Annotated in this window: 20 protein-coding genes; 10 read left to right on the top strand and 10 right to left on the bottom strand. The window is 71.4% G+C overall.

Features of this window, described 5'->3' with window-relative positions; all coding sequences use genetic code 11:
- The first annotated feature begins 113 nt into the window (after nucleotides 1-113).
- Nucleotides 114-4,124 (top strand): AfsR/SARP family transcriptional regulator, encoded by a 4,011-nt coding sequence (locus tag ACZ4AA_RS26785; protein ID WP_467608045.1) that lies wholly within the window; start codon nucleotides 114-116, stop codon nucleotides 4,122-4,124.
- A gap of 13 nt (nucleotides 4,125-4,137) precedes the next feature.
- Here the strand turns inward: ACZ4AA_RS26785 and ACZ4AA_RS26780 are convergent, their stop codons facing one another.
- Nucleotides 4,138-5,829, bottom strand: coding sequence for a bifunctional 3'-5' exonuclease/DNA polymerase (locus ACZ4AA_RS26780; RefSeq protein ID WP_467608041.1), 1,692 nt, complete (start codon nucleotides 5,827-5,829; stop codon nucleotides 4,138-4,140).
- 231 nt (nucleotides 5,830-6,060) lie between these two features.
- Nucleotides 6,061-6,798 carry a Clp protease N-terminal domain-containing protein gene (locus tag ACZ4AA_RS26775; protein ID WP_467608038.1) on the bottom strand — a complete coding sequence of 246 codons (738 nt, stop codon included), beginning with the start codon at nucleotides 6,796-6,798 and terminating at the stop codon, nucleotides 6,061-6,063.
- 230 nt (nucleotides 6,799-7,028) lie between these two features.
- Here ACZ4AA_RS26775 and ACZ4AA_RS26770 point away from each other — a divergent pair, with 230 nt between their 5' ends.
- Entirely contained in the window at nucleotides 7,029-8,156 is a 1,128-nt protein-coding gene (locus ACZ4AA_RS26770) for a DUF2786 domain-containing protein (protein WP_467608032.1), read from the top strand.
- Nucleotides 8,157-8,355: 199 nt separating this feature from the next.
- Here ACZ4AA_RS26770 and ACZ4AA_RS26765 read toward each other — a convergent pair whose 3' ends face one another.
- Together ACZ4AA_RS26765 and ACZ4AA_RS26760 are read right to left on the bottom strand one after the other, a co-directional pair.
- Complete coding sequence (locus tag ACZ4AA_RS26765) at nucleotides 8,356-8,904, bottom strand: DUF4232 domain-containing protein (RefSeq protein ID WP_467608026.1); 549 nt, start codon at nucleotides 8,902-8,904, stop codon at nucleotides 8,356-8,358.
- 285 nt (nucleotides 8,905-9,189) lie between these two features.
- Entirely contained in the window at nucleotides 9,190-9,696 is a 507-nt protein-coding gene (locus ACZ4AA_RS26760; protein ID WP_467608023.1) for a hypothetical protein, read from the bottom strand.
- A 594-nt stretch (nucleotides 9,697-10,290) separates the two neighbouring features.
- Here ACZ4AA_RS26760 and ACZ4AA_RS26755 point away from each other — a divergent pair.
- Complete coding sequence (locus ACZ4AA_RS26755; RefSeq protein ID WP_467608019.1) at nucleotides 10,291-10,575, top strand: DUF397 domain-containing protein; 285 nt, start codon at nucleotides 10,291-10,293, stop codon at nucleotides 10,573-10,575.
- 140 nt (nucleotides 10,576-10,715) lie between these two features.
- Here the strand turns inward: ACZ4AA_RS26755 and ACZ4AA_RS26750 are convergent, their stop codons facing one another.
- On the bottom strand, nucleotides 10,716-11,237 hold the full coding sequence (locus ACZ4AA_RS26750; RefSeq protein ID WP_467608016.1) for an ATP-binding protein: 522 nt from the start codon (nucleotides 11,235-11,237) through the stop codon (nucleotides 10,716-10,718).
- Nucleotides 11,238-11,575: 338 nt separating this feature from the next.
- On the opposite strand from ACZ4AA_RS26750, the gene ACZ4AA_RS26745 reads away from it, so the two are divergent.
- The 3 genes from ACZ4AA_RS26745 to ACZ4AA_RS26735 all read left to right on the top strand — a co-directional run bounded on the left by ACZ4AA_RS26745 (nucleotide 11,576) and on the right by ACZ4AA_RS26735 (nucleotide 14,678).
- Nucleotides 11,576-12,400 carry a helix-turn-helix domain-containing protein gene (locus tag ACZ4AA_RS26745; RefSeq protein ID WP_467608315.1) on the top strand — a complete coding sequence of 275 codons (825 nt, stop codon included), beginning with the start codon at nucleotides 11,576-11,578 and terminating at the stop codon, nucleotides 12,398-12,400.
- Nucleotides 12,401-12,553: 153 nt separating this feature from the next.
- The gene (locus ACZ4AA_RS26740) at nucleotides 12,554-14,014 is read left to right on the top strand and encodes an aldehyde dehydrogenase family protein (protein ID WP_467608013.1); all 1,461 of its coding nucleotides are present in this window, start codon (nucleotides 12,554-12,556) and stop codon (nucleotides 14,012-14,014) included.
- A gap of 115 nt (nucleotides 14,015-14,129) precedes the next feature.
- Nucleotides 14,130-14,678, top strand: a complete 549-nt coding sequence (locus ACZ4AA_RS26735; RefSeq protein WP_467608010.1) for a DinB family protein — start codon at nucleotides 14,130-14,132, stop codon at nucleotides 14,676-14,678.
- A gap of 87 nt (nucleotides 14,679-14,765) precedes the next feature.
- On the opposite strand, the gene ACZ4AA_RS26730 is transcribed toward ACZ4AA_RS26735, so the two are convergent.
- Nucleotides 14,766-16,172, bottom strand: coding sequence for a glutamate decarboxylase (locus tag ACZ4AA_RS26730; protein WP_467608007.1), 1,407 nt, complete (start codon nucleotides 16,170-16,172; stop codon nucleotides 14,766-14,768).
- A gap of 69 nt (nucleotides 16,173-16,241) precedes the next feature.
- Entirely contained in the window at nucleotides 16,242-17,528 is a 1,287-nt protein-coding gene (locus ACZ4AA_RS26725; RefSeq protein ID WP_467608001.1) for an ion channel protein, read from the bottom strand.
- A gap of 132 nt (nucleotides 17,529-17,660) precedes the next feature.
- Between ACZ4AA_RS26725 and ACZ4AA_RS26720 the strand changes: the two genes are divergently transcribed.
- Nucleotides 17,661-18,428, top strand: coding sequence for a MerR family transcriptional regulator (locus ACZ4AA_RS26720; protein ID WP_467607998.1), 768 nt, complete (start codon nucleotides 17,661-17,663; stop codon nucleotides 18,426-18,428).
- A gap of 109 nt (nucleotides 18,429-18,537) precedes the next feature.
- On the opposite strand, the gene ACZ4AA_RS26715 is transcribed toward ACZ4AA_RS26720, so the two are convergent.
- Nucleotides 18,538-18,903, bottom strand: a complete 366-nt coding sequence (locus tag ACZ4AA_RS26715; RefSeq protein WP_339130681.1) for a YbjQ family protein — start codon at nucleotides 18,901-18,903, stop codon at nucleotides 18,538-18,540.
- Nucleotides 18,904-19,044: 141 nt separating this feature from the next.
- Here ACZ4AA_RS26715 and ACZ4AA_RS26710 point away from each other — a divergent pair, with 141 nt between their 5' ends.
- On the top strand, nucleotides 19,045-20,274 hold the full coding sequence (locus ACZ4AA_RS26710) for a DedA family protein (protein ID WP_467607994.1): 1,230 nt from the start codon (nucleotides 19,045-19,047) through the stop codon (nucleotides 20,272-20,274).
- Nucleotides 20,275-20,319: 45 nt separating this feature from the next.
- Here the strand turns inward: ACZ4AA_RS26710 and ACZ4AA_RS26705 are convergent, their stop codons facing one another.
- Together ACZ4AA_RS26705 and ACZ4AA_RS26700 are read right to left on the bottom strand one after the other, a co-directional pair.
- A complete protein-coding gene (locus ACZ4AA_RS26705) occupies nucleotides 20,320-21,975 on the bottom strand; it encodes a threonine/serine exporter family protein (protein WP_467607991.1) in 1,656 nt (551 codons plus the stop codon).
- Nucleotides 21,976-22,131: 156 nt separating this feature from the next.
- Nucleotides 22,132-22,623: an inorganic diphosphatase gene (locus ACZ4AA_RS26700; RefSeq protein ID WP_037625961.1), complete on the bottom strand. Its 492-nt coding sequence runs from the start codon at nucleotides 22,621-22,623 to the stop codon at nucleotides 22,132-22,134.
- A gap of 79 nt (nucleotides 22,624-22,702) precedes the next feature.
- On the opposite strand from ACZ4AA_RS26700, the gene dacB reads away from it, so the two are divergent.
- A complete protein-coding gene (gene dacB, locus ACZ4AA_RS26695; protein WP_467607988.1) occupies nucleotides 22,703-24,259 on the top strand; it encodes a D-alanyl-D-alanine carboxypeptidase/D-alanyl-D-alanine endopeptidase in 1,557 nt (518 codons plus the stop codon).
- Nucleotides 24,260-24,392: 133 nt separating this feature from the next.
- Nucleotides 24,393-25,541 carry a zinc-dependent metalloprotease gene (locus ACZ4AA_RS26690; RefSeq protein WP_467607983.1) on the top strand — a complete coding sequence of 383 codons (1,149 nt, stop codon included), beginning with the start codon at nucleotides 24,393-24,395 and terminating at the stop codon, nucleotides 25,539-25,541.
- Nucleotides 25,542-25,655 lie beyond the last annotated feature (114 nt).

The raw sequence follows: 25,655 nt of genomic DNA, 5'->3' as shown, positions 1-25,655 counted from the left end.
GCCAACGGTTCCCTCGGGAACGATCACTTGACCGGCGTGAACTCGTCCTGAGGGGCGCGAAACCGCCGTGGTGCGCGGCCGGCGCGGCCGGGCGGAAAGCGTGGGGCGGCGAGATGCGGAACGGGCTGCGGTTCGGGCTGCTGGGGCCGCCGGTCCTGTACGACTCCCATGGCGAGGTCGGCTCGATCGGCAGCCGCAAGACGCGCGCCCTGCTGGCCGCGCTGCTCCTGGAACCGGGCCGGGTCGTCTCCGTCGAGGTGCTCAAGGACGCGCTGTGGGGCGGAGCGCCGCCCGCATCCGCCCACGCCTCCCTCCAGAACCATGTGACCCGGCTGCGCCGGCTCCTCGACGATCCGGAACGACTGCGCGCGGTACCACCGGGATACGTCCTGCGGGTCGGCGAGGGCGAGCTGGACGTCCGCGTCTTCGAGCGGCACTCCGGCCTCGCGCGCGACGCGCACGCCGAGCGCGACTGGCAGCGGGCGCTGCGCGAGTCCACCGCGGCGCTCGCCCTGTGGCGGGGCGCGCCGCTCGGCGGCCTGCCGCCGGAGACCGGCGGACACGCCTTCGTCCAGCGGCTGGAGGAGGCCCGGCTGCTCGTCCTGGAGTGGGGGTACGAGGCGGAGCTGGGCCTCGACCCGACGGCTTCCCGGCTCGACCGGCTGACGCCGGAACTGGCCGCCCGCACGGCCGAGCATCCGCTCCGCGAGTCGTTCCACCGGCTCCTGATGCTCGCCCTGCACCGCGCCGGACGCCAGGCCGAGGCGCTCGCCGTCCACCGCGACCTGCGGGCCCGTCTGCTCGACGAACTCGGCGTCGAGCCGGGCCCGGCCGTGCGCAGGGCCCACCTGGAGATCCTGCGGGACGACGACCGGGCCTCGGGTGCGTTCCGTGCGGACGAGGTGGCTCCTGGTGAGGGTGCCGCCGGTGTCGGAGATCCGTACATGGGCTGGATCCCGGGCGAGGGACCGGACCGCAGGAAGGGCGGCGACCGCCGCAGCCGGGCCAGGACGGGGAGCGGCGAGGACGACAGGACCGGGGCTGACGACGGGAGTGCCCGCCGGTACGAGGGGGCCGTCCCGGACGGGAGCGCCGACCGGGGCGGATACGACGATGGCGCCGGGAGGGCCGACCGCGACGGCGGAGGGCGTGAGAACGACGGTGTCGGCAGTGCCGTGAACGGGGGGCGGGGTGGCAGCGCCGGCCAGGGCGATGGCAGTGGCCGCGACGGGAACGGCCGTCGGGACGGCGGCGCTGTCCATGACGGCAACGACAGTCGCGGTAGCAGCGGCGGCCGGGATACGAACGGCGGTCGGGGCGCGCACGCCGATCGGGGCGGAGACCAGGGCCGAGACGGGTATGCCGGTCGGGACGGAGACAGCGGCCCGGGCCGCGACGGCGAGGCGGCGGAGTCCGCGGTCGGTACCCACCGCACCGGGCGGGACACCGTCTCACCGCCCAGGCCCGCCCAACTCCCGCCGCCCCCGGCACACTTCACCGGACGCGAGGACGTCCGCGACCGGCTGCTCCGCATCCTGAACCCGGAACCCGCCTCGCACCCCACGCACCCGGAGAACCCGGCGCGACCGAACGTCGCCCCCGGCGACCGAGCAGCCGCAGAGGCGTCCGCCGGTGCATTCGCCCGTGCGTCCACCACCGAACCCCACGACGCGACGACGCCCGGGACACCCACGGGTGCTGTGCCCACAGGTGCGGCGCCCACCGGTGTCGCACCCGCCGATGTCCCGCGGAGCGCCCCGTACGGCCGGGCCTTCGACGGCGCCCCCGCCACCGGCATGCCCCGGGTCGTGGTGATCAGCGGGATGGCGGGCGTCGGCAAGAGCGCGCTCGCACTCCATGTCGCACACGGACTGCGGGAACGATTCACCGACGGTCAGCTGTACGTCAATCTGCACGGCGCCACCCCCGGCATGACCCCGCTCACCGCCGGTCAGGCGCTCGCCGCGCTCCTGCGCGACCTCGGGGCCGAACCCCGGCGCATCCCCGAACACCCCGACGCGGCGGCGGCGTTGCTCCGGTCGATGCTCGCCCCCACCCGCACCCTCATGGTGCTGGACGACGCGGCGCACGCCGCCCAGGTACGACCGCTGCTGCCGGCCGGCCCCGGCTGCGCGGTGATCGTGACGAGCCGCTCGCCGCTCGCGGCCCTGGACGGTGCCGACCGCTTCCCGCTCGCGCCGCTGACGGACGAGGACAGCGCGGCCCTGCTCCGCGCGGTCTCCGGCCGCCGGGACGGGCTCGACAGAGGCCACCCCCTCGTCGAGCTCACCGGCCGACTGCCGCTGGCGCTCCGGGTCGTCGCGGCCCGTCTCGCCGCCCGCCGCGCCCTGACCCCCGACGTGCTCGCCCGTCAACTGGCCGCCACCGAGAGCCGGTTGCATCATCTGGAGTACGACGACCTGAGCGTGCGCCGTTCGCTCGCCGTCGCGCACGACGCGCTGCGCGCCTCCGAGCGGGAGGCCGACCGGGACGCTGCGCTCGCCCTGTGCCGTATCGGCGCGCTCGACCTGCCCGCGTACGGAGCCGCCCTCGTCGCCCGCCTCAACGGCACCGACGAGCGTCGCGCCGAGGCCGCGCTCGACCGCCTCGTCGATGTCGCCCTCCTGGAGGAGACGGCGTACGGGCGCTACGCGCCGCACGATCTCGTGCGGGACTTCGCCCGGGAGATCGCGGGTGCCGCGGAGTGCGTCCTCGCGACAGCGGTCGCTGCGGCCGGTGCGACTGGTGCGGGCGCCACGCCCACCGACGGCGTTCCCGGAATCGAGGGAGTTGCCGCCGCCCGCGCCGACGGTGATGCCCAGGCCTCCCCAGCCGCGCAGGCGGCCCCAACCGGGCAGGCGGCCCCGAGCGTGCAGGGGTCCCCGAGCGGGCAGGCGTTCCCAGCCGCCCAGGCCTCTCCAACCCCCGCCCCCACACACCCGACCACCCATCCATCCCCCGGCGCTCGGATCGGTCCCGTACCGCCGGGTCATGACGCGGCGGTCGCCGAGCGTGCCCTGCGCTGGTACGCCGGTGTCGCCGCCCGCTCCCTCGAGGCGCTCCTCGAACCCGGCCTCGACCGGGAGGACCGCAGCCGGCCCACCGCCTCGCAGCCGGCGGGGCACGCCGCGGACGTGGCGGCCACGCCCCCGTTCTGCTCCGCGCGGGAGGCCTTCGCCTGGGGCGACACGGAGCTGGCGAACGTGGTCGCGCTGGCGGAGCGCCACGCGCACACCTCCCCGTACTTCCCCCTGCTGGCCCGCCTGCTCAACCCGTACGTCCAACGAAGCGGCCGCGTCGCCGAGTTGGAGATTCTTCAACGGGCCGCGCTCGACGCGGCGCGACTGCTCGGCGACGAGGCGGCCGAGGCGTACGCGCTCGGCGACCTCGGAGGACTGCACTTCATGACGGGCCGGGTGGGCGAGGCCCTGACCCTGAACGACGACGCGCTCGCGATCTGGCGCCGCCTCGGGGTGCGCTCCTGCCAGCGGCGGGCCCTGAACAACCGGGGCATGCTCCTCGAATCCCTCGGCCGGCATGCCGAGTCCGGCGAGGCACTCCTCCAAAGTCTCCAGTTCTCCCGGGAGTTGGGTGACCCGCACATGGAGGCCATCACCTACAGCCATCTCGGCAACCTGTACGAGCACACCGACCCGAGGGCCGCCATCGATCACCACAAGCGCAGTCTCGCCATCGGCGACGCCGTGCAGGATGTGATCATCCGGCTCTCCGCGCACTGCAACATCGGCTACGCCCACCTGACGCTCGGTGAACCGGCCGCCGCCGTACCGCATTTCGAGGAGAGCCTGCGCATCCTCGGCGGCCACGGCGACTGGCACGGCGAGTCACAGACCAGGCTCGGTCTGGTGCGGGCCCTGCGCGGTGTCGGTCAGTCGGAGCGGGCCACGCGGGAGTGCGAGCTGCTGCGATGCCGTGCCGACCGCCGCGCCGACGGCTACACCGGGGGCCTCGCCCGCCATCAGGCCGGCCTGTTGCTGCGGGAACGCGGCGACATGGAGGCGGCCCGTCAGGAGTGGGCGTCCGCCCTGGAGGCCCTGGAGGACACGGACAGCCCGGTGACCGGCGAACTGCGGAAGCTGCTGGCACGGCAGACGGTCCGGTGACGCGGGCGTCGCGTCATTTCGCGTCCGCGTAGCACTCGACGACCGCCGTCGTGAACGGAAAGCGCACCGGTGTCTCTCCGAAGGTGAGACGGCCGGCGAGTTCGGCCGCCTCGCGGATGGCCGCCACCACGGTCTCCGCCTCCTCGGCGGGGCAGTGCACCATCACCTCGTCGTGCTGGAAGAAGACGAGTTCGGCGGCGAGTCCGGAGCAGGTGCGGCGCAGTGCCGCCAGCATGAGGAGGGCCCAGTCGGCGGCACTGCCCTGCACGACGAAGTTGCGCGCGAACCGGCCGCGGGCGCGGGAGTCGGAGGACGCGTACCCCGGCACCCAGCCCTGGTCGCCGCCCGTCTCGACGGGCTCGTCCTGCGGGATGCCCGCCTCCTCCCCGCCGCCATCGCCCGCACCGGCCGCCGGAGGGCAGGTCCGCCCGAGCCAGGTCCGCACGAGGCGCCCTTCCTCGCCGGCCCGGGCCGCGTCGTCGACGTAGGCCACCGCCTTGGGGAAACGGCGGCGGAGCAGGGCGAGATTCTTCAGCCCGTCGCCGGAGGTCTGGCCGTAGACGGCGCCGAGGACGGCGAGTTTGGCCTGGGCCCGGTCGCCGGAGAACGCCCGGTCCGACACCGATTGGTAGAGGTCGCTCTCCCGGCCCGCGACCTCCATGAGGCCGGGATCGCGGGAGATGGCCGCGAGGACGCGCGGCTCCATCTGGTCGGCGTCGGCGACGACCAGCCGCCAGCCGGGATCGGCGACCACGGCACGCCGGATCACCTTGGGGATCTGGAGCGCGCCGCCGCCGTTCGTCACCCAGCGTCCGGTGACGGTCCCGCCCGGCAGGTACTCGGGCCGGAACCGTCCGTCGCGCACCCAGTCCTGGAGCCAGGACCAGCCGTGGGCGACCCAGATGCGGTAGAGCTTCTTGTATGCGAGCAGCGGTTTCACGGCGGGATGGTCGATCGACTCGATCTCCCACCGCCGGGTGGATTTGATCTTGATCCCGGCCTGTGCGAACGCCTTGAGGACATCGGCGGGCAGGTCGGGTCTGACCCGCCTTCCGAAGGCGGCGGACACCTCCTCGGTGAGCTCGGCCAGGCGCCGGGGCTCACCGCCTCCGGTGTACCGGTCGCCGAGCAGTTCGCGCAGCAGGTCCCGGTGGACGTCCGCGCTCCACGGCAGCCCCGCCCGGTTCATCTCGGCGGCGACCAGCATCCCCGCGGACTCGGCGGCCGTCAGCAGCCGCATCCGTTCCGGGTGCTCCGTGGCGTCATGGCGGCGCTGCTGGTCGGCGTAGACCGCGAGGAGATCCGCCAGCGGCAGGTGCACGGGGCCGGGTTCGAAGAGGGAGGACTGCGAGCCGGGTGCGGCGGAGCGCTGGGGCGGGTCGGGCGGTACGGGGCCGCCGCGCAGTCTCGCGAGCGCGGCGGCCGCCGACCGGGGCTCGCCGAGCCGCCCCTCGTGTCCGAGCAGCAGGGTCTCGGCGGCCTCCATGTCGTAACACCGCTCCACTCGCACCCCCGTGGCGAGCAGGCGCGGATAGACATCGGCCGTCGACCGCCATACCCACCGGCTCACGTCCGGCCGGGTCCGTACGGCACCCGCGAGGTCCGCCTCCCGGCGGACCTCCCCTGCGGGCAGCCCGTCCGGGCCGAGGGCGGCGATCTCGACGCCTCCGTCCTCGGCCGGCGCGAGAGCCCAGCGCTCGGTCATGGTTCCGAGTCTCGCAGGAGGGTCTGACAATGGCCGTGAGCAGGGCGGGAAGGGCGGGTCAGGGGAGGGTGGGATGGGTGGGAGGGGCAGGGGGAGAAGGGCGGGCGGTGGTCCGAACCCCAAGTCCAGGGCTCCCAAGTCCCGGGTCCCATGCCCTGTGTCTCAAGTCCCGGGCCCCATTTCCCAGGTCCGGGCTCCCGGGACCTGCGAGTCCTGCCGGACCTACTGGACCTACTGGTCCTCCCGCTGTCCCGCCCCTGCGATGACCTCCAGCACGCGCACGAGGTAGGCCTCCGTCGCCGTCTTCTCGATGCCGAGGCCGCTGAGAACGCCTTCGCCGTTCTCGAACTCCAGCAGGGCGAGCAGGATGTGCTCGGTGCCGACGTAGTTGTGACCGAGCCGGAGGGCCTCGCGGAAGGTGAGCTCCAGGACCTTCTTGGCGGCCGGTCCGTACGGGACCAGCTCGGGGACCTCGGCGGCGGCGGGCGGGAGCGCGGCGAGGGCCGCCTCGCGGACCGCGTCCAGGGTCACGCCCTGTGCGGTGATCGCCTTCGCGGCGAGCCCCTCGTCCTCGGACAGGAGGCCGAGGACGAGGTGCTCGGGGAGTCCCTCCGCGTGGCCCGCGCCCTTCGCCGTGTTGTGCGCGACCATGACCACGTTCCGGGCGCGGGGTGTGTAGCGGCCGAACCCCTGGCTGGGGTCGAGGTCCGCCTCCGCCTTCGGCACGAACCGCTTCTGCGCGGCCTGCCGAGTCACGCCCATGCTCCTGCCGATGTCCGTCCAGGAGGCTCCCGAACGGCGTGCCTGGTCCACGAAGTGCCCGATCAGATGGTCGGCCACGTCGCCCAGGTGATCCGCCGCGATGACCGCGTCCTGGAGCTGGTCGAGCGCGTCGGTGTGCACCTTCTTGATGGCCTCGATGAGGTCGTCGAGACGGACGGATGCCTTGCCGGGTGAGTTCGTCGTCATGTGTCAACGGTAGGTTGACAGTCCGGGAGTGTCAACCCGGAGTTGACACTTGATGTCGTATCGAGGGTGCCGGTGCGGCACCCTCGGAGAGTGGTGCGACAAGGCTCTCGGGATGCCTGCTCCGGATCCCCGTTCCGGCGGCGAAAAGTTGTCCACAGGGTGTGGACGAGCCGACGGCCGTGACGTCGGGCCGTACGCCGGCCCCGCCCCGCCCGTGACACGATCGGGGGATGAGTACGTCCAGCACCGTGGAGCGCGCCTTCGCGGCCGCCCTCTACGCCGACTCCGACACGGCCCTCGACACCGGAGCCTCCGTGCTCGCCGCGGACCCGGCCTCCGACCCCGAACTCGCCCGGCGCGGCGAGGAGTTCGTCGCTGCGGCCTGGCGACGGGGCTGGCAGCCCGCCGATGTCGTACGGATCGTGCGGCGCGACCTGGACGACGTACACGTACGCCTGCTGATTTCCTTGATCCTCAAGGAGGTGGAGGGGGAGCGCGTGCCCCGGGGCGCGCGCTGGACGGCCCAGCTGGACGAGCTGGAGGCCGAGCCGCACGACCTCCGGACGGACCGCTTCTCCCGCGCCACCGCGACCCTGGAGCTCTACCGGCTGCTCCTGCGGCTGCCCTCCATCGAACCGCTGGAGCCGCCCAGGGCGCCGGTCACGGCCGCCGCCCCGCAGGAGACGCGCATGCTCGCCCGGATCCGCGCCCTGCTCGCGAAGGCCGAGGCGACCGGGTTCCCTGAGGAGGCGGAGGCGCTCAGCGCCAAGGCGCAGGAGCTGATGGCGCGGCACAGCTTCGACGAGGCGCTGCTCGCGGCCCGGACCCACGCGAAGGACGCGCCCGGCGCCTGCCGGGTCGGCGTCGAGCCGCCGTACGAGACGGCCAAGGCGGTGCTCCTGGACGCGGTCGCGGGGGCGAACCGCTGCCGGGCCGTGTGGAACGAGGCTCTCTGCTTCTCGACCGTCGTCGGCTTCGAACCCGATCTGGAAGCGGTCGAGCTCCTCTACACCTCGCTCCTCGTCCAGGCCACGACGGCGATGGCGAAGGCGGAGGCGGCGCAGTGGGCGGGCGGGCGCAAGCGTACGAAGACCTTCCGGCAGTCGTTCCTGGCCGCGTACGCGCACCGGATCGGTGACCGGCTCGCGTCGGTCGCCGAGGAGCAGGTGACCGCCACGGAGGGGGAGCTGCTGCCGGTCCTGGCGGCCCGTGACGCGGCGGTCGCGGACCACCTGGACCGGATGTTCCCGGAGACGGTGACGACGAGGGTGCGCGGGATCACCGACGAGGCCGGGTGGCACGAGGGCGCCGCGGCGGCGGACCGTGCGCAGGTCCGGGGCCGACGCCCGCTTCCGTAGACCCGCTGTGCGCAGGGCTCGGCACCGGCATGCGCAGAGCCGGCCGAGCGCAGGGCCCGGTCCCCGCTTCCCCGGCGTCGATCGTGCGCAGGTCCGGGCCGGGCACCCGCTTCACTGGAGCCGCCGTGCGCAGGGCCAGGCACCCGCTTCCGTAGATCCGGCCGCGCGCCCCTGTCCGTAGAGGCGCGGCGGCGGCTCGTCAGTCGCCCGCGTGCTGGAACGGCGTCACGGAGGCGTTCGGCTCGCTCGCCGATCCCTTGCCGGCGAGCGGGCCGTACGACCACGGGAAGCTCTGCGTGGTGTCGGCGCCGGGCAGCGCGATCTTCAGGGTCTTCACGGCGAGGGTCTTCGCGTCGCCCGCCGCGCCCCGGACATAGGTGATGGTGAAGGACGCGGTGTCGCCCTTGGCCAGGGTCAGCTCCTCCGGTGCCGCGGACTTGTCCGCCGCGATGGCGGCGGAGGTGCCGCCCGCCGCCACGGAGAGCCCGGGGAAGCCCTTCAGGATGCACCGGTCGCCCTTGTTGGTGAGGGTGACCGGGATGTTGCCCGTGTCGCCGGCGGCCGTGGCGGCGTTCGCCGGACCGACCTGGATTCCGGTGTCACCGATCACGCAGGCCGCGGCGGCGGTCTTCTTGGCCGGGCCGGCGGAGTCACCGGATTTTCCCGAGGTGCCGGAGCCGCCGCCGTCGCAGGAGGTCAGAGCGAGGGCCGCCGCGAGGACGGTGACGGCGATGGGCAGAGCGCGCATGGGTTCCCCTGGGAGTCGTGACGATGTGCATGGATCATCACGCACTCGGGACCACCGAGGTTGCCCACCCCTGGCCGTTCACCCGCACGGGACCGGTATCGCCCTGAATTGCCCGCGGACGTTCTCGCCGTGTCGGAATGGACCGACGAGATTCTGCGGGGACCGAGCTCGAACGATCAGGTGCTCAGGTGCTCAGGTGCTCAGGTGCTCAGGTGCTCAGGTGCTCAGGCGATCCGGCGAGCGGGGGGACGCGGCGGTCGGTCCGGCGGTCGGTCCCGCGCCCGGTCACGAGCCGAGGCTCGCTGTGGGCAGACCGGTGGGCAGCTTTCCGCCCACGCTCTTCGTGTACGTCTCCTTGCCGAGGCCGCCCTGCCAAGTGACCGTCAGAGTCGTGCCGTTCACGGAGTCGACCATGCCGACGGCCCGCTTCTTGCTGCCGTCCGTGCAGGCGAGACGGATCATCTGCATGCTCGCCTCGTCGGCCGAGGTGCCGCTGCACACGGTGCCGCCGGTCGCGAACAGGCCCGCCTGCTTGCCGTTGATCATGAGGACCACGGCCTTGCCTTCGGCGGTGGTGAGCCAGCTGCCCTGGAGCTTGCCGCCCGAGGCCGAGGGGCTGCCGGAGTCGCCGCCCGTACCGGCGCCGTCCGTCGCGGACGCGCTGGGGCTCGCGGAGGGGGTCCCGGAGTCGTCGCTCCCGCTGCTGCAACCGGTCAGCACGAGCGCCGCCGCCAGTCCGGCGGTCGCGGCCGCTATGCGCGCGTGGCGGGACGGGAAGGTCGCCGTGGTCACTGAAGCCCCCAAGGGTGGGATGGATGCGGGTCGCCCGAACGATCGCAGCAAGCTATCAGGAGGGCCGGGGGACTCCGTCGGGGAATCCGGCATGCGGTTGCTCACGGGTGCCGTGCCGTGAACCTCCCCGGGACCGCTGACGTGCTCGTTCCCGCCCGCGAGCCCCCGCGGAAGCCGGGCGTCCGGCGGGCCGGCGGGCACGCGCGGCGATCCGCGGTCCGGACCACTACGTGAACGCTGGAACAGTAAGGGCGCGGCATGCGTCTCTACTTGATACACGCGGGATCCGATCCGGAGGTCCCGCACAGATCGAGGGCGCGGAAGATCGTGGACGGGGGCCGGGGCCGCATGTGAAGCGGTTTCCGGGGAATGCGCTTGACCGGATACGGGCCGTACCGAGCTTCGGTGCGGTGCGGGCCGTAGTCGGGTGAACGACAGCCGGTAGTCAAAGGCCGGTAAAAGCTGTAACCGCAGGACCACCCCGCGTGCACGTGCATCTGCCCATGCATCTGCACATGAACAGAGCTATGATCCGAGTCAGTTGACTACTGCATCTATGGCCACCTCAGCCACTGCACGACCGGGGAGCGACCTGTGGACCACGACGTGTTCGACGTGGATGACGTGTACGACGGTATGGCTGAATGTGTGTACAACGGCATGGCTGCGACCGAGCTCGACGGCGTCGCCTGGCAGAAGAGCCGGCACAGCAACTCACAGGGTTCCTGCGTGGAGTTCGCGCGGCTGCCCGGCGGTGACGTGGCCGTGCGGAACTCGCGGTTCCCCGAGGGACCCGCGCTCGTCTACACGCGCGCCGAGATCGAAGCCATGCTCCTGGGTATCAAGGACGGCGAGTTCGACCACCTGATCGCGGGCTGACGGCCGTGATCGCGCACCGTCCCGGGCGAGCCGGCCGGGGAAGGGCCGGACAGGGAGCGGTCGGCGTCATTCGAGGGTGAGCTTCACTCTGCGTTCCGTAACGCGCGTAGAACCGCGGCGCCAAAAGGCGCCGCGGTTCGTTATTCGGAGGAGAGCGCGTCCGTGTCCGGCTGTGACCCCAGCCGGAACAGCGCCCAGACGACCTTGCCGCTGAGCGTTCCGGCGAGCGGGTGCCAGCCCCAGCTGTCCGAGAACGAGTCGACCAGGAAGAGGCCGCGCCCCGACTCCGCCGCGAAGTCGTCCGAGTCGCCCGCGACCGGACTCTCGTGGCTGGGGTCGCGCACCGCGCACACCAGTCGTGAGGTCCACCGCATCAAGTGCAGCCGTACGGGCGGCCCTTGGTCGTCCTTGCGCGGGGTGTCCGAGGGCAGCGCGTGCCGCAGGGCGTTGGTGACGAGTTCGGAGACCACGAGGCAGACGTCGTCGAAACGGTCGCCGATCTCCCACTGGTCCAGCGTTCCGCGGGTGAACTGCCGTGCCTCGCGCACCGCTTCGTAGCGGGCGGGCAGGGCGCACGAGGCGGCGCTGGACACGGCCGCGGGATCGAGAGGCGGAAGTCCCTGCCGTAAGGGTTCGAGCATGGTCGATCCATTCGTCCCCATGCGAGGCACTCCCGGGTGTTCGCGGTCGTTGCGATGCAGCGGTGGCGCGGGGACCATGGTTCCGAATGCGTACAGCAGATGCAAGGGCAGATGCACGTGCACGCGCCCGAATTGGACCTTCCTCTGCTACTTCTTGGTCATTTCTTCCTTCACCTTATTCTCAGTTCCCGGCCCGTCATTGATCCTTTTCTGTGCGCGGGCTTTGGCTGCTTTCCGTTTCCGTAACTGAACGAGTACTGCTTGAAGTGTTTTAGTGGCAGACTTCGGCGTCTGGAAGACGGTTGGGGAGGCTGACGAACGTGAGCGCTGGTGAGTCGAGCGGCTCGGTGGTGCGCCGCATGCTGCTGGGGTCGCATCTGCGGCGCCTGCGTGAGACCCGCGGCATCACCCGTGAAGCGGCCGGTTACTCGATCCGTGCCTCCGAATCGAAGATCAGCCGTATGGAGTTGGGAAGGGTGAGCTTCAAGACCCGCGATGTCGAGGACCTGCTGACGCTCTACGGCATCAACGACGAGGCCGAGCGCACCTCCCTGGTCTCCCTCGCCAAGGAGGCCAACGTCGCCGGCTGGTGGCACAGTTACTCCGACGTCCTGCCGAGCTGGTTCCCCACCTACGTCGGCCTGGAGGGCGCGGCCCACCTGATCCGGGTGTACGAGGTGCAGTTCGTGCACGGTCTCCTCCAGACGGAGGCGTACGCCCACGCCGTCGTCCGGCGCGGGATGAAGGGCGCCTCCGCCGCCGACGTCGACCGGCGCGTGGCCCTGCGCCTGGAGCGGCAGAAGTACCTCGTCTCCGAGAAGGCCCCCGAGTTCCACATCGTCCTCGACGAGGCCGCGCTGCGCCGCCCCTACGGCGACCGTGAGGTGATGCGCGGGCAGCTCCAGCACCTGATCGAGATCTCCGAGCGGCCCAACGTACGTCTTCAGGTCATGCCGTTCAGCTTCGGCGGCCACTCCGGCGAGAGCGGCGCGTTCACCATCCTGAGCTTCCCCGAGTCCGATCTGTCGGACGTCGTCTACCTGGAGCAGCTCACCAGCGCGCTCTACCTGGACAAGCGCGAGGACGTCAACCAGTACGAGGGCGCGCTCAAGCAGCTCCAGCAGGACAGCCCCGGGCCGGCCGAGAGCCGGGACCTGCTGCGCGGTCTGCTCCAGCTCTCCTGAGGCTTCCGACTCTCCCGGGAGAGTCCGCGGACTTCCCTGGACTCCCTCAACTCCCTTGAAACACAAGTACGATGACATGTGATCAGACCGTGATCGGATGTCTGCTGACCCGGACCAAGGACTGTCTCGGCAGCACAGGGATTGAGGGAGCACATGTCGTCCTACTTCACCGACCTGGCCCAGCAGTACATCGACGGCGAGTGGCGCCCGGGAACGGGCTCCTGGGACATCATCGATTTCAACCCGTACGACGGCGAGAAGCTGGCGTCGATCACGATAGCCACGGTCGAAGAGGTCGATGACGCCTACCGCGCCGCCGAGCGCGCCCAGAAGAAGTGGGGCGCGACGAACGCGTACGCCCGCCGCGCGGTCTTCGAGAAGGCACTCGCCGTCATCGACGAGCGCGAGGAAGAGATCACCGAGGTGATCATCGCCGAGCTCGGCGGCACCCGTCTCAAGGCGGCCTTCGAACTGCACCTCGTCCGGGAGTTCCTGCGCGAGTCGGTCCAGCTGTCGCTGCGCCCCGAAGGAAAGATCATCCCGTCGCCCGGCGACGGCAAGGAGAACCGCCTCTACCGCGTCCCGGTCGGTGTCGTCGGGGTCATCAGCCCCTTCAACTTCCCCTTCCTGCTGTCGGTCAAGTCCGTCGCCCCCGCCCTCGCGCTCGGCAACGGCGTGGTCCTGAAGCCGCACCAGAACACCCCGATCGTCGGTGGCTCCCTCGTCGCGAAGATCTTCGAAGAGGCGGGCCTGCCCGGCGGCCTCCTGAACGTCGTCATCACCGACATCGCCGAGATCGGCGACGCCTTCATCGAGCACCCGGTCCCGAAGGTCATCTCCTTCACCGGCTCCGACAAGGTCGGCCGGCACGTCGCCACCGTCTGTGCCGCGAACTTCAAGCGCTCGGTGCTCGAACTGGGCGGCAACAGCGCCTTGGTGGTCCTGGAGGACGCGGACATCGACTACGCGGTCGACGCGGCGGTCTTCAGCCGTTTCGTCCACCAGGGCCAGGTCTGCATGGCCGCCAACCGCGTCCTCGTGGACCGTTCGATCGAGGCCGAGTTCACCGAGAAGTTCGTCGCCAAGGTCGGGACGCTGAAGACCGGCGACCCGAGGGACCCGGGGACGGTCATCGGCCCGGTCATCAACTCCTCGCAGGCGGACGCCCTGTCCAACGTCGTCGAGCAGGCGATCGCCGAGGGTGCCACCGCCCTGCTGCACGGCTCGACCACGGACAACCTGGTCGAGCCCTCCGTCCTGACCGGCGTCCCCGCGGACTCGGAACTCCTCCGCCAGGAGGTCTTCGGCCCGGTCGTCTTCCTCGTCCTGTTCGACGGCGAGGAGGAGGCGGTCCGGATCGTCAACGACACCCCGTACGGCCTCTCGGGCGCCGTCCACACGGCTGACATCGAGCGCGGCGTGAACTTCGCCAAGCAGATCGACACCGGCATGTTCCACGTCAACGACGGCACCGTCCACGACGAACCCCTCGTCCCCTTCGGCGGCGAGAAGCACTCCGGCATCGGCCGTCTGAACGGCGAGACGACGGTCGACGCCTTCACCACCACGAAGTGGATCTCGGTGCAGCACGGGCGGAGCCGCTTCCCCTTCTGACACGCCTTCGCGTGATCGTTCAGCGCGCCCGGACCCTTGCGGACAGAACCTGACCGCAAGGGTCCGTAGCGTCTTCCGTGTCAGCCAGGAAGACCCGAGGAAAGGGCGGCCGGTCATGGTCACGCATGTGCGAGCGGAAGAGCGGGGCGACGAGCGCGGGGCGCTGCTCGCCTTCATCGAGGAGCAGCGCGGCGGTATCCGCCGGTCGCTGCTGGGGCTGACCGAGGAGCAGGCCGCGAGCAGGCCGAGCGCCAGCGAACTCTCCCTGTCCGGGCTGCTCAAACATGTCGCCGAGGTCGAGCAGGGCTGGATCGCGCGGGCCAAGGGCGAGCCGCCGGCCGTCAAGCGGGACGAGTCGAACTGGCACGAGTGCTTCGTCCTCGCGGAGGGGGAGACGGTCGCCTCGCAACTGGCCTACTGGGAGAAGGTCGCCGCCGAGACGGACGCCTTCCTGAGCTCGGTGCCGAGCCTGGACGACACCTTCGCGCTTCCGCCGGACCCGTGGTTCCCGCCGGAGGGCCGGGTCTCGATGCGCTGGCTGGCCCTCCATCTGATCCGTGAGACGGCCCGGCACGCCGGGCACGCCGACATCATCCGCGAGTCCCTGGACGGCAAGACGGCCTTCGAGCTGGTGGCGCTGGAACGAGGCTCCTCCTGGGGGTGAGCGCCCCGCTCGCGGGCGGTGCCCGGCCTGGGGCGGCCCGGCCGCGGGGGCGGGCCGACTGTCCCGTAGGGCGAGCCGGGCGCGGCTTCAGTGGTGGAAGCTCGTGGCCGCCTCCTTGTCATGGGTCGAGGGATGCGACTGGCGGCGCAGTTCGGGCAGCAGCCGGGTCAGGTCCTCGATGAAGAGGTCGGCGAGATCGGACGAGAAGCCGTTGCGGCACACCACCCGCAGCACCGACAGGTCCTGACGGTTCTCGGGGAAGGTGTACGCGGGCAGCAGCCAGCCGTTCTCGCGCATTCTCCGGGACACGTCGAACACGTCGAACGCCGTCACCTCGGGTGCCGTCGTGAACGCGAACACCGGCAGTTCGTCCCCTCGGGTGATGAGCCGGAAGTCGCCCAGGCAGTCGATGCGTTCGGCGAGGGCGCGCGCCACGTCCCGGGTCGTCTGCTGGACGGTCCGGTAGCCCTCCCGACCCAGCCGCAGGAACGTGTAGTACTGCGCGACGACCTGTGCCCCGGGGCGGGAGAAGTTGAGCGCGAAGGTCGGCATGTCGCCGCCCAGGTAGTTCACCCGGAAGACCAGTTCCTCCGGCAGTTCCTCCGCGCTCCTCCACAGCGCCCATCCGACGCCTGGGTAGACCAGTCCGTACTTGTGGCCCGAGGTGTTGATCGACGACACCCTGGGCAGCCGGAAGTCCCAGACCAGGTCCTCGTCGATGAACGGCGCGACCATCGCGCCGGACGCGCCGTCCACATGGACCGGGATGTCCAGCCCCGTGCGCTCCTGGAGCCGGTCCAGCGCCGCGCACAGCTCCGCGATCGGTTCGTAACTGCCGTCGAAGGTGGAGCCCAGGATGCCTACGACCCCGATCGTGTTCTCGTCGCACAACTGGGCCGCCGCCTCGGGGTCGAGGTGGAACCGGTCGCCCTCCATGGGGATCTGGCGGGCCTCGACCTCCCAGAAGTTGCAGAACTTCTCCCAGCACACCTGGACGTTCACGCCCATGACGAGATTGGGCCGCGCGCCCGGATACCGGTCGGCGTTGCGCTGCGACCAGCGCCGCTTCAGGGCCATGCCGGCGAGCATGCACGCCTCGCTCGAACCCGTCGTGGAACAGCCCACCGCGGCCGAGGGGTCCGGAGCGTTCCACAGGTCGGCGAGCATCGAGACACAGCGCCGCTCCAGTTCGGCCGTCCGGGGGTACTCGTCCTTGTCGATCATGTTCTTGTCCCGGCACTCCGCCATCAGGATTCCGGCCTGCGGCTCCATCCAGGTGGTGACGAAGGTGGCCAGGTTCAGCCGGGAGTTCCCGTCCAGCATGAGCTCGTCGTGGACGAGCTGGAGCGCGGTCGTAGGCGGCAGCGGGCCGTCCGGGAGGCGGTGCTTGGGCGGCGCCTCGACCATGCCGCTGACCGGATTGGCCTCGCCGTAGAAGGGATTGACGGAGTGCGGGCGGGCATCGGGCTTCTGCTGGCCCTGGTGGAGCGGCATGGGCTTACTCCCAACGGTTCGGCGGGACGGGCGTCCCCCTTGTTCATCGGATGAGGGCGCCCCGGCGGTTCACCGGACCGGGCTCCCGTCCGGGTGCAGTTGCATCTGCGGCCGCCCGGTCACCAGCAGCCAGGCCGGCAGCGAGGCGATGCACAGCAGGGCGATGATCGTCGGCGAGGCCACCAGGGCGGCGGCCGTGAACAGGCTCACCCAGCCCTGCCGGGTGGTCGCGAGAAGCGTGCCCAGGACCCCCGCTGCCAATCCCAGCGACGGCGGGACCGAGGACACCAGCGCGTGGGCGCACAGACCGAACGAGGCGCCCACGAAGACGGCGGGGAAGATCCGGCCGCCCCGGAATCCGCAGGACGCCGCGACGACCAGCGCGGCCAGCTTCACCACCGCCATCAGGGCGAACCGGCCCGCCGACCAGCCGTCCGGGTCCCGGGCGATCTCGGCGACCTGGTCCAGGCCCTTGAACAGGGTCAGCGGCCCGCCCAGGCAGCCCAGCAGGCCGAGCACGAGCCCGCCGACGGGCAGGGCCGCCATGGGATGGCGCAGCAGGCCGAACGCCTTGTGGACGTAAGGAAAGGCGTAGACCCCGGCCATGCCGAGCACCGCCGCGGCGGAGGCGATGACCACCGCGGCCAGCACGTCGGCCCAGCCGGGACTGCCGAGCGGGGGCAGATCCAGGTCGAAGCTCGCGTGCCCCAGCAGGGCCGTGGTGATCGAGCCCACCGAGGCGGCCGTCAGCGGGGCGAAGAGGTTGTCCCACAGCAGACCTCTCACCTGCCGGCCGGCGAGCGCCTCCGATATCACCAGCGCCGCCGCGACCGGGGTGCCGAACAGCGCGCCGATGGTCCCCGCCTCGGCCAGGGCCACCCACAGCTCACCGGGTGCCGCCGGCGCGAACCGGCGGCCCGCCCAGAACGCCAGCGCGACATTGGTGGCGATGATCGGGTTCTCGGGACCGAGGCTCGGACCACCCGCCAGCATCAGCATGGCCGCCACCAGCAGCCCGGGCAGGATGTACGGGGCCATCGGCGCCGCCTGGAGCCCCACGGTGGCCGGATCGGGTCCCGCGTGCCCCGGCGCCTTCCACACCACAAGACCGACCAGGATGCCGGTGGTGGTGAGCATGACGATCATCCAGAGCGAGGAGTATCCGCCGATGCCGAGCGCGTTCGGAAGGTCCGTCCACCACACGTCCTTCAGCTGGTCGGCGAGCCGGCTCACGCCCACGAAGAGAAGGCTGGAGACCGCGCCGACGACCACGGCCGGGAGGAACAGCGGCAGCAGCGTCCGGGCGGGCGTCGCCGGGGCGGGGGCCGGTCCCGGGGGAGCCGCTTGGTGGGTCACGGGCTCACCCTAAGCGCGTGAATCGGACATAACATCCCGAACGTCACCACCGGAACCGGTCCGGGACTTCGGGCTTGCACCTCACGTCACGTCAGGCCTCATCGTGAAGGGCGTACCGAGGAAGGAGCGGAAGTGGGCTATTCAGTGGGACAGGTCGCCGGATTCGCCGGAGTCACGGTGCGCACGCTGCACCACTACGACGAGATCGGTCTGCTCGCCCCCGGCGAACGCAGCCACGCGGGTCACCGGCGTTACGGCGACGCCGATCTCGACCGCTTGCAGCAGATCCTGTTCTACCGGGAGCTCGGCTTCCCGCTCGACGAGGTCGCGGCCCTGCTCGACGACCCGGACACGGACCCGCGCGCGCGGCTGCGCCGGCAGCACGAACTGCTGACCGCCCGGATCGAGAGGCTTCAGAGGATGGCCGCGGCCGTGGAGCACGCCATGGAGGCACGCACGATGGGCATCAACCTCACGCCCGAGGAGCAGTTCGAGGTCTTCGGGGACAAGGACCCCGAGGAGCACGCGCAGGAGGCCGAACGCCGCTGGGGCGGCACGGAGACGTACGCCGAGTCGCGGCGCCGGACGGCCCGCTACACCAAGGACGACTGGAAGCGCATGCAGGCCGAGGTGGCCTCCTGGGGCGAGCGCTACGGCGCCCTGATGGAGGCCGGGGAGCAACCGGACGGCGAGCGGGCCATGGACATGGCCGAGGAGCACCGGCAGCACATCTGCACGTGGTTCTACACGTGCACGTACGAGATCCACCGGGGGCTCGGCGAGATGTACGTCGCCGACGAACGGTTCAGAGCGTTCTACGACTCCATGCGGCCGGGGTTGGCCGAGCACCTGAGGTCGGCGATCACGGCGAACGCCGGCCGGAACCCCCGGGAGGCCTGACCCGGACCGGCGCCGGCCAGGCCGCGGAATGTCCGATGCCGGCACCGGCCCGGACCAGGGACGCGTGATCTCGGCCGGCGCCGGTGCGGGCGGACCCCGCCGGTGCCGGCTACTCCTTCACCAGGACCACCGCCGTGCCGTAGGCGCAGACCTCCGTGCCCACGTCCGCGGCCTCCGAGACGTCGAAGCGGAACATGAGTACGCCATTGGCGCCACGCGCGCGTGCCTGGTCGACGAGCCGCTCCATCGCCTGGTTGCGGGTCTGCACCAGCGTCTTCGTGAGCCCCTTGAGCTCGCCGCCGATCATCGACTTCAGGCCCGCGCCGATCTGGCTGCCCAGATGGCGCGAGCGCACCGTGAGGCCGAAGACCTCCCCGATGACCTGCTCGACGCGATGGCCGGGAACGTCGTTCGTCGTGACGACCAGGACGTCCTCGTGGGGACCCTGGCCGCCGCCGTATTCATCGATGCCCATGGTCCACAGCTTTGTCCCAGTCCTCGCACAGTGCATCCTGGAGTCACGGGTGGAACCTGGCGTTGACACATTGCGTTGATAGCTTTGGCCGGCCGTACAAGGACCGCCGCAACTCCCTTCACCCCTCAGGAGCCCGGACCCGTGATGACGCTTGCCCTCGGTCCCAGCTGGCTGGATCCGAACACGCTCCTGGACAATTTCGGCATCTGGGGCCTGCTGCTGGTGGTCTTCGCCGAGTCCGGCCTGCTCATCGGCTTCTTCCTGCCGGGTGACTCGCTGCTCTTCACCTGCGGTCTGCTGATCACCACGGGTGCCATGGACTTCCCGCTGTGGGCGGCGGTCCCGCTGATCTGTCTCGCCGCGGTCCTCGGCGACCAAGCGGGTTACCTCTTCGGCAAAAAGGTCGGACCCTCGCTCTTCAACCGCCCGGACTCCCGCCTGTTCAAGCAGGAGAACGTGGTCAAGGCCAACGAGTTCTTCGAGAAGTACGGCCCGAAGTCCCTGGTACTCGCCCGCTTCGTCCCCGTCGTGCGCACGTTCACGCCGATCATCGCGGGCGTCAGCGGCATGCGGTACCGCCCGTTCCTCACCTTCAACGTCATCGGCGGCGTCCTGTGGGGCGCGGGCGTCACGCTGCTCGGCGCCTGGCTCGGCAAGATCGAGTTCGTCAACAAGCACATCGAACTGATCCTGATCCTCATCGTGCTCGTCTCGGTGGTCCCGATCATGATCGAGTTCCTGCGCGCCCGCTCCCAGGCCAAGAAGAACCCGTCCCAGGAGCCGGAGGAGTCCCCGAACCCCCAGGACTTCGACGACTTCCCGCACTTTCCGGTCATGGACGACGCGACCAGGCCGCTGCGGGTGCCGCCGGTCCACGAGGGCCAGGACCCCTCGTACGAAGGCCAGGACCACGACCGGTTCCAGGGCGACCAGGGCCACGGCCGGCCGTACGGCGACCGGGGCCGGGGCCAGGGCCACGGGCAGTCGTACGGGAACCAGGGCCACGGTCAGCAGTACGGCGGCCAGGGTCAGCCGTACGGCGACCAGCCCTACGGGAACCAGGGTCAGAACCAGAACCAGGGCTACGGCCGCCAGCACAACGCCTACCAGGCCCAGCAGCCGCAGCCGCAGCCGTACCAGCAGCACCAGCCCCAGCAGCCGTACCAGCAGCAGCCCCAGCAGCCCTACGGCTCGGAGCAGGGCTACGGCTACGACCAGCAGCAGTACGACCCGGGGTACCAGCAGGGCTACGACCAGGGCTACGACCAGGGTCAGCCCCAGCAGCACTCCCAGCAGCACCCCCAGGCCCACCCCCGGCCTCCGTACGACGCCGAGCAGTACCCGTACGGCCAGGGCCCCTCGCGGAACTGACGGGCCCGCCAGGTGAGCCCGGGCCCGGTCCGCCGGGGCCGGGCCTCAGAACCCGCGGGTCCGCTTGGCCGCCCGCCGCCCGCCGGCGGAGCCGCCCGGCAGGCGCAGGAACAGCCGCGAGATCTCCGAACCGAGGTTCACGCCGATCGCGATGGCCATGGCGAGGGCCGCGGCCTTGGTGAGCGACACCAGGCCCTTGTCGACGTTGTTCTGGGCGATGGACAGCAGTCCGAAGTAGGTCGCCGAACCGGGCAGCAGGGGCCCGATCGCGGCCGTCGTGTACGGCAGCGCGGAAGCGAACCGGTAGCGGGAGAGCAGCTGCCCGAACAGGCCCACCAGGCCCGCGGCGACGGCCGTGGAGGCCACCGGCGATATCCCGCCCGCGTAGTGCATCGCCCCGTACACCGACCAGGCGACGCCTCCGTTGAGGGTCACGGCGAGAACAGTGGAACGTTCCTGCTGGAGCAGGACCGCGAAGGTGAGCGACAGCAGCATCGACGCGGCGATCTGGAGGAGCGGCCGCTCGGAGATGTTCAGCGCCGCGTCCGGGTTGAGCTGCGCGCCCAGCTTCACCCCGAAATAGAGCACCACCAGGACGCCGACGACGATGCCCACGAAGAAGTACATGACTTCGAGCAGCCGCGCGGCCGCGGTGATGTAGAAGCCGGTCAGCCCGTCCTGCACCCCCGCGACCAGCGCCCGTCCCGGCAGCAGCGCGAAGAGCCCACCGGTGATCACCGCGGACGCCTTCACGTCGACGTGCGCCACCGTGAGGGCCACCCCTATCGCGGCGGGCGGCATCGCGGCGGCCGTGAACTGGTAGAACTCCGGCAGCCCGCGTCCCGCGCACAGCCAGGCGAGCCGGTCGCCGAGCATCGCGCCGAGCGCGGCGGCGACGAACACGATCGCGTCACCGCCGACGAGCACGGAGGCGGCGCCCGCCAGCAGCCCGCCGGAGGCCGTCAGCACCCAGCCGGGATACGGATGCCGGTTGCGCCGCATCTCCGCGAGCCGCCTGTAGGCCTCCTCCAGGGGGATCACGGTCTCCGGGTCGCTCAGATCGTCCACGAGGTGGTAGACGGCCGCCAGGCGCGTGTAGTCGGTGCCCCGGCGGCGCACGGTCCGGGACGCCGTCACCGGGTCGTCCACCAGCGACGGCTGGTGCGAGATCGACAGCAGGGTGAAGGTGACGGTCGGCTCGCAGCGGTCGAGACCGTAGGAGCGGCAGACGGCGAACATCGCGGTCTCCACGTCCTCGGCGCCCTCACCGCCCGCGAGGAGCAGCTCGCCGATGCGCAGGGTCAGGTCCAGGACGCGCGGGACGGCGGGCCCCGTCTCGTCCTCCTTGTGCACCGGTTCGGGCGCGGGGCGCTCGGTCACCGGCATGCGCAGCATCGTGCGCATCCGGTCCTGCCACGGTCCCTCCTTGGTCAGACTGACCAGGGGGACGCCGGTCGCCGGGGTGAACGCGGGAGGCGCGGAGCGGGCGCTGTAGGTGCGCGGCGTGTTGAACGCCGAGCCCTCCCGCTCCGCGGCGGGCTGCGGTGCGTCGAGCCCGTGGGGGAGCGCGAACTCCGAGGTCGTCGACGACTCGTCGTCGGCCGCCGCCGGGGCCGGCGCCGGCACACCCGTGGGCGGGGTGAAGGCACTCCTCGCCTCGTCCGAGTGCGGCTTGCGGTCTTCCGCTTCCGGGTCCGCCACCAACTCCAGCCTCGCCTTTCCCGTCTGTGTGGTTCTCCTTCTTGCCTTCCGTATGCCTCAGTATGCGTACGGACACACAAACGGGCCGCGTGACCCCCAGGGGGATCGCGCGGCCCGTTCGGAAGGAGCGGAGGTCAACGACCGCCCGCGGGGAGGTCAGTGACCGCCCTGGTCCTTGAAGCGCTTGTACGAACGCTCGATCTCGGCCTCGGCGTCCGCGCGGCCGACCCAGTCTGCGCCCTCGACGGACTTGCCCGGCTCCAGGTCCTTGTAGACCTCGAAGAAGTGCTGGATCTCCAGGCGGTCGAACTCCGAGACGTGGTGGATGTCGCGCAGGTGCTCCACGCGCGGGTCGTGCGCCGGGACGCAGAGCAGCTTGTCGTCGCCGCCGGCCTCGTCCGTCATACGGAACATGCCGATGGCGCGGCACTGGATGAGGCAGCCCGGGAAGGTCGGCTCGTCCAGGATGACCAGGGCGTCCAGCGGGTCGCCGTCCTCGCCGAGGGTGTTCTCGACGAAGCCGTAGTCGGCCGGGTAGCTGGTCGAGGTGAAGAGTCGACGGTCCAGACGGATCCGACCGGTCTCGTGGTCCACCTCGTACTTGTTCCGTGAACCCTTCGGAATCTCGATCGTGACGTCGAACTCCACCGGTGGCTCCTCCATGATCAACACATAGTTCTGGTGATTAAGTGTCCCTCACGCAGGTGGGTGATCGCGAAAGGGGCTGGTGGTCGTGCCAGAGCTGAGGGCTTGGCGGGCCGCGAGACCGCATGTGGTGCGGGTCGCGCGGACGGTGAAACCGCATGTGGCGCGGATCACCCGAGCCGTGCAGCCGCGTGCCCTGCGATGGACGACGCCGCAGCTCACAGCCGTCGCCGCCACCGTCGGCCTGGCACTTTCGGCCGGGGCGGTGGCCGTGGCCGGCCCCTGGGACTCCACCGGTCAGCGTACGGCCGAGCGGGACTGGGCCGCATCGCGGACGACCGAGGGTGGCACAGATCACGCACGTACGTCCGGTACGCGCCGAACGTCACCCCGGCCCGCGCCCAGCGCCGACTCCGTGCTCACCGGACTCGGCGGACCGGCGAGCGCCGAGCCCGCGCCCGCAGGAAAGGCCCTCGCGGACGTCCTCGACCCGCTGCTGGCCAACCCGGTCCTCGGCTCGGTGCGCACCGCGGTCGTGGTCGACGTGGCGACCGGCGAGCGGCTCTACGGCAAGGGCGCCGACCAGGTCCAGACCCCGGCCTCCACCACGAAGATCGCCACCGCCGTCGCCGCCCTCGCCGCACGGGGCCCCGACCACCGCATCCAGACGCGTACGGTCCTGGAGCCCGACACCGAGGAGGTCGTGCTCGTCGGCGGCGGTGACCCGACGCTGACCGCGCGCAAGCCCGCGGACGGCTGGGCCGACCTGGGAACGCTCGCCGAGCGGACGGCCACCGCCCTGAAGGCCCGTCACATGGACCACGTGACGCTCTCCTACGACACCTCGCTCTACTCCGGCCCCGACCTTCACCCCATCGGGGTCAACGAGAACATCGCGAAGGTCACCCCCCTGATGGCCGACGAGGGCCGCCTCGACCACTCGACCAGCGGGCCGGCCGGGCGCGCCGCCGACCCGGCGGCGGACGCGGCACGGACGTTCGCGGACCTGCTCCACCGGCACGGCGTCACCGCCACGGCACCCGGCCCCTCCAAGGCGACGAGCCGCTCCCAGGCCCTCGCCTCCGTCTCCTCGCCGCCGCTGTCCGCCCTGGTCGAGCGGATGCTGACCAACAGTGACAACGACATCGCCGAGGCCCTGGCCCGTCAGGTCGCCCTCGCTGCCGGCGAGGAACCCAGCTTCGACGGCGACGCCAAGGCGATCCGCGCCCAGCTGGACAAGCTCGGACTCCCGCTGACCGGGGCCCGGTTCGCGGACGGCAGCGGTCTGAACCGCGCCGACAAGGTGTCCGCCGACCTGCTCACCGCCCTGCTGACCAAGGCCGGCGACCCGGCCCACCCCGAGCTCCGCGCGGTCCTCACCGGCCTGCCCGTCGCCGGGTTCACCGGCACCCTCAGCACCCGCTACACCGACGCCCCGACCGCCACCGGGGTCGTCCGCGCGAAGACGGGCACCCTGACCGGGGTCAACACCCTCGCCGGGACCGTCGTCGACAAGGACGGCCGCCTGCTGGCCTTCGCCTTCCTGACCTCCGACCCCGCCAACCCCCCGAACCCCCTGGAGGCCCGGGCGGCCCTGGACCACACGGCGACGGCACTGGTGGCGTGCGGCTGCCGGTAGCGGCGGCCCGCCGGACGCGGGAGCGCGGCCCCTCCCGGCCCGCGCGAACCACGGGCATCAGTCGCCCCCGTACGGGCGCGCGGACGGTGTCGGACCCTAACCGCAGCCGCACCCGCTCACGTACGGTTGACGCATGACGAGCATCGGTGGTGCTGCATCTACTGGGATGGTCGACTGGAATCTCGCGGTGGCGACCGCGACCCGACTCGTACGGCCGGGCCCCGAGGTGAGCCGCGACGAGGCACGGGCGATCGTCGCCGAGCTGCGCCGGCACGCCAAGGCCTCGGAGGAACACGTGCGGGGCTTCACCCGCATGGGTGGCGACGTCGTCCACGACACCCCCGTCCTCGTCGTCGACCGCCCCGGCTGGGTCAGGGCCAACGTCGCCGGGTTCCGGGAGATCCTCAAGCCCCTGCTGGACAAGATGCAGGAACGGCGCGGGAGCACCCCGGGCGGAGCCGTCCTCGGCGCCGTCGGCGGCAAGGTCACCGGCGTCGAACTGGGCATGCTGCTGTCGTTCCTGTCGTCGAGGGTCCTCGGGCAGTACGAGACGTTCGCTCCCGCGACCCGCGACCTGCCCGCGGGAGCGCCCACCCCCTCCGGCAACGGCGGCGGCAGACTCCTGCTCGTCGCCCCGAACATCGTCCACGTGGAGCGCGAACTCGACGTCCAGCCCCACGACTTCCGCCTGTGGGTGTGCCTCCACGAGGAGACGCACCGCACCCAGTTCTCGGCCGTGCCCTGGCTGCGTGACCACCTGGAGGGCGAAATCCAGTCGTTCTTGGGGGAGACGGAGGTCGACCCCATGACCGTCCTGGAGCGGGTCAGGGAGGCCGCGCAGTCGCTCGCCGGCTCGCGTCCCGACACCGAGGAGGACGACGGCGGACGTTCCCTCGTGGAAATCGTGCAGACACCCGCCCAACGCGAGATCCTCGGCCGGCTCACCGCCGTGATGTCCCTCCTGGAGGGACACGCCGACTTCGTGATGGACGGCGTCGGCCCGGCCGTGGTCCCCTCCGTCGCCGAGATCCGCGAGAAGTTCCAGCAGCGCCGCGCCAAGGGCGCCTCCCGTCTCGACATGGCCCTGCGCAAGCTGCTCGGCCTGGACGCCAAGCTCCGGCAGTACCGCGACGGCGAGAAGTTCGTACGGGCGGTCGTCGACGAGGTCGGCATGGACGGCTTCAACCGTGTCTGGACCTCCCCCAACACGCTCCCGACCAAGGCGGAGATCGCCAAACCGGCGGACTGGGTCACACGGGTGCACCGCAAGGCGGAGTCGTGAACCCTACGGGACGGTCGTGAAACGAATCCGGCCGATGGCAGGCAAACGCTTCTGCTATCACCCGTCCGAGGGACCGTGGAGCATGGGTAGGCGTGCAATGCTCGGGGAACGCCC

This window comes from Streptomyces sp. NPDC024698 (assembly GCF_055559015.1).
Note: the sequence above shows the minus strand (reverse complement) of the source record. Positions and strands in the feature narration are given on the sequence as shown.

What these genes read in the sequence shown, in the direction of transcription:
- ACZ4AA_RS26740 (WP_467608013.1), top strand. Translation starts at nt 12,554, where the DNA reads ATGTCGTCCTACTTCACCGACCTGGCCCAGCAGTACATCGACGGCGAG.
- ACZ4AA_RS26765 (WP_467608026.1), bottom strand. Translation starts at nt 8,904, where the DNA reads ATGCGCGCTCTGCCCATCGCCGTCACCGTCCTCGCGGCGGCCCTCGCT.
- ACZ4AA_RS26715 (WP_339130681.1), bottom strand. Translation starts at nt 18,903, where the DNA reads ATGGGCATCGATGAATACGGCGGCGGCCAGGGTCCCCACGAGGACGTC.
- ACZ4AA_RS26775 (WP_467608038.1), bottom strand. Translation starts at nt 6,798, where the DNA reads ATGACGACGAACTCACCCGGCAAGGCATCCGTCCGTCTCGACGACCTC.
- ACZ4AA_RS26780 (WP_467608041.1), bottom strand. Translation starts at nt 5,829, where the DNA reads ATGACCGAGCGCTGGGCTCTCGCGCCGGCCGAGGACGGAGGCGTCGAG.
- ACZ4AA_RS26735 (WP_467608010.1), top strand. Translation starts at nt 14,130, where the DNA reads ATGGTCACGCATGTGCGAGCGGAAGAGCGGGGCGACGAGCGCGGGGCG.
- ACZ4AA_RS26690 (WP_467607983.1), top strand. Translation starts at nt 24,393, where the DNA reads ATGACGAGCATCGGTGGTGCTGCATCTACTGGGATGGTCGACTGGAAT.
- ACZ4AA_RS26750 (WP_467608016.1), bottom strand. Translation starts at nt 11,237, where the DNA reads ATGGGGACGAATGGATCGACCATGCTCGAACCCTTACGGCAGGGACTT.
- ACZ4AA_RS26730 (WP_467608007.1), bottom strand. Translation starts at nt 16,172, where the DNA reads ATGCCGCTCCACCAGGGCCAGCAGAAGCCCGATGCCCGCCCGCACTCC.
- ACZ4AA_RS26785 (WP_467608045.1), top strand. Translation starts at nt 114, where the DNA reads ATGCGGAACGGGCTGCGGTTCGGGCTGCTGGGGCCGCCGGTCCTGTAC.
- ACZ4AA_RS26770 (WP_467608032.1), top strand. Translation starts at nt 7,029, where the DNA reads ATGAGTACGTCCAGCACCGTGGAGCGCGCCTTCGCGGCCGCCCTCTAC.
- ACZ4AA_RS26745 (WP_467608315.1), top strand. Translation starts at nt 11,576, where the DNA reads ATGCTGCTGGGGTCGCATCTGCGGCGCCTGCGTGAGACCCGCGGCATC.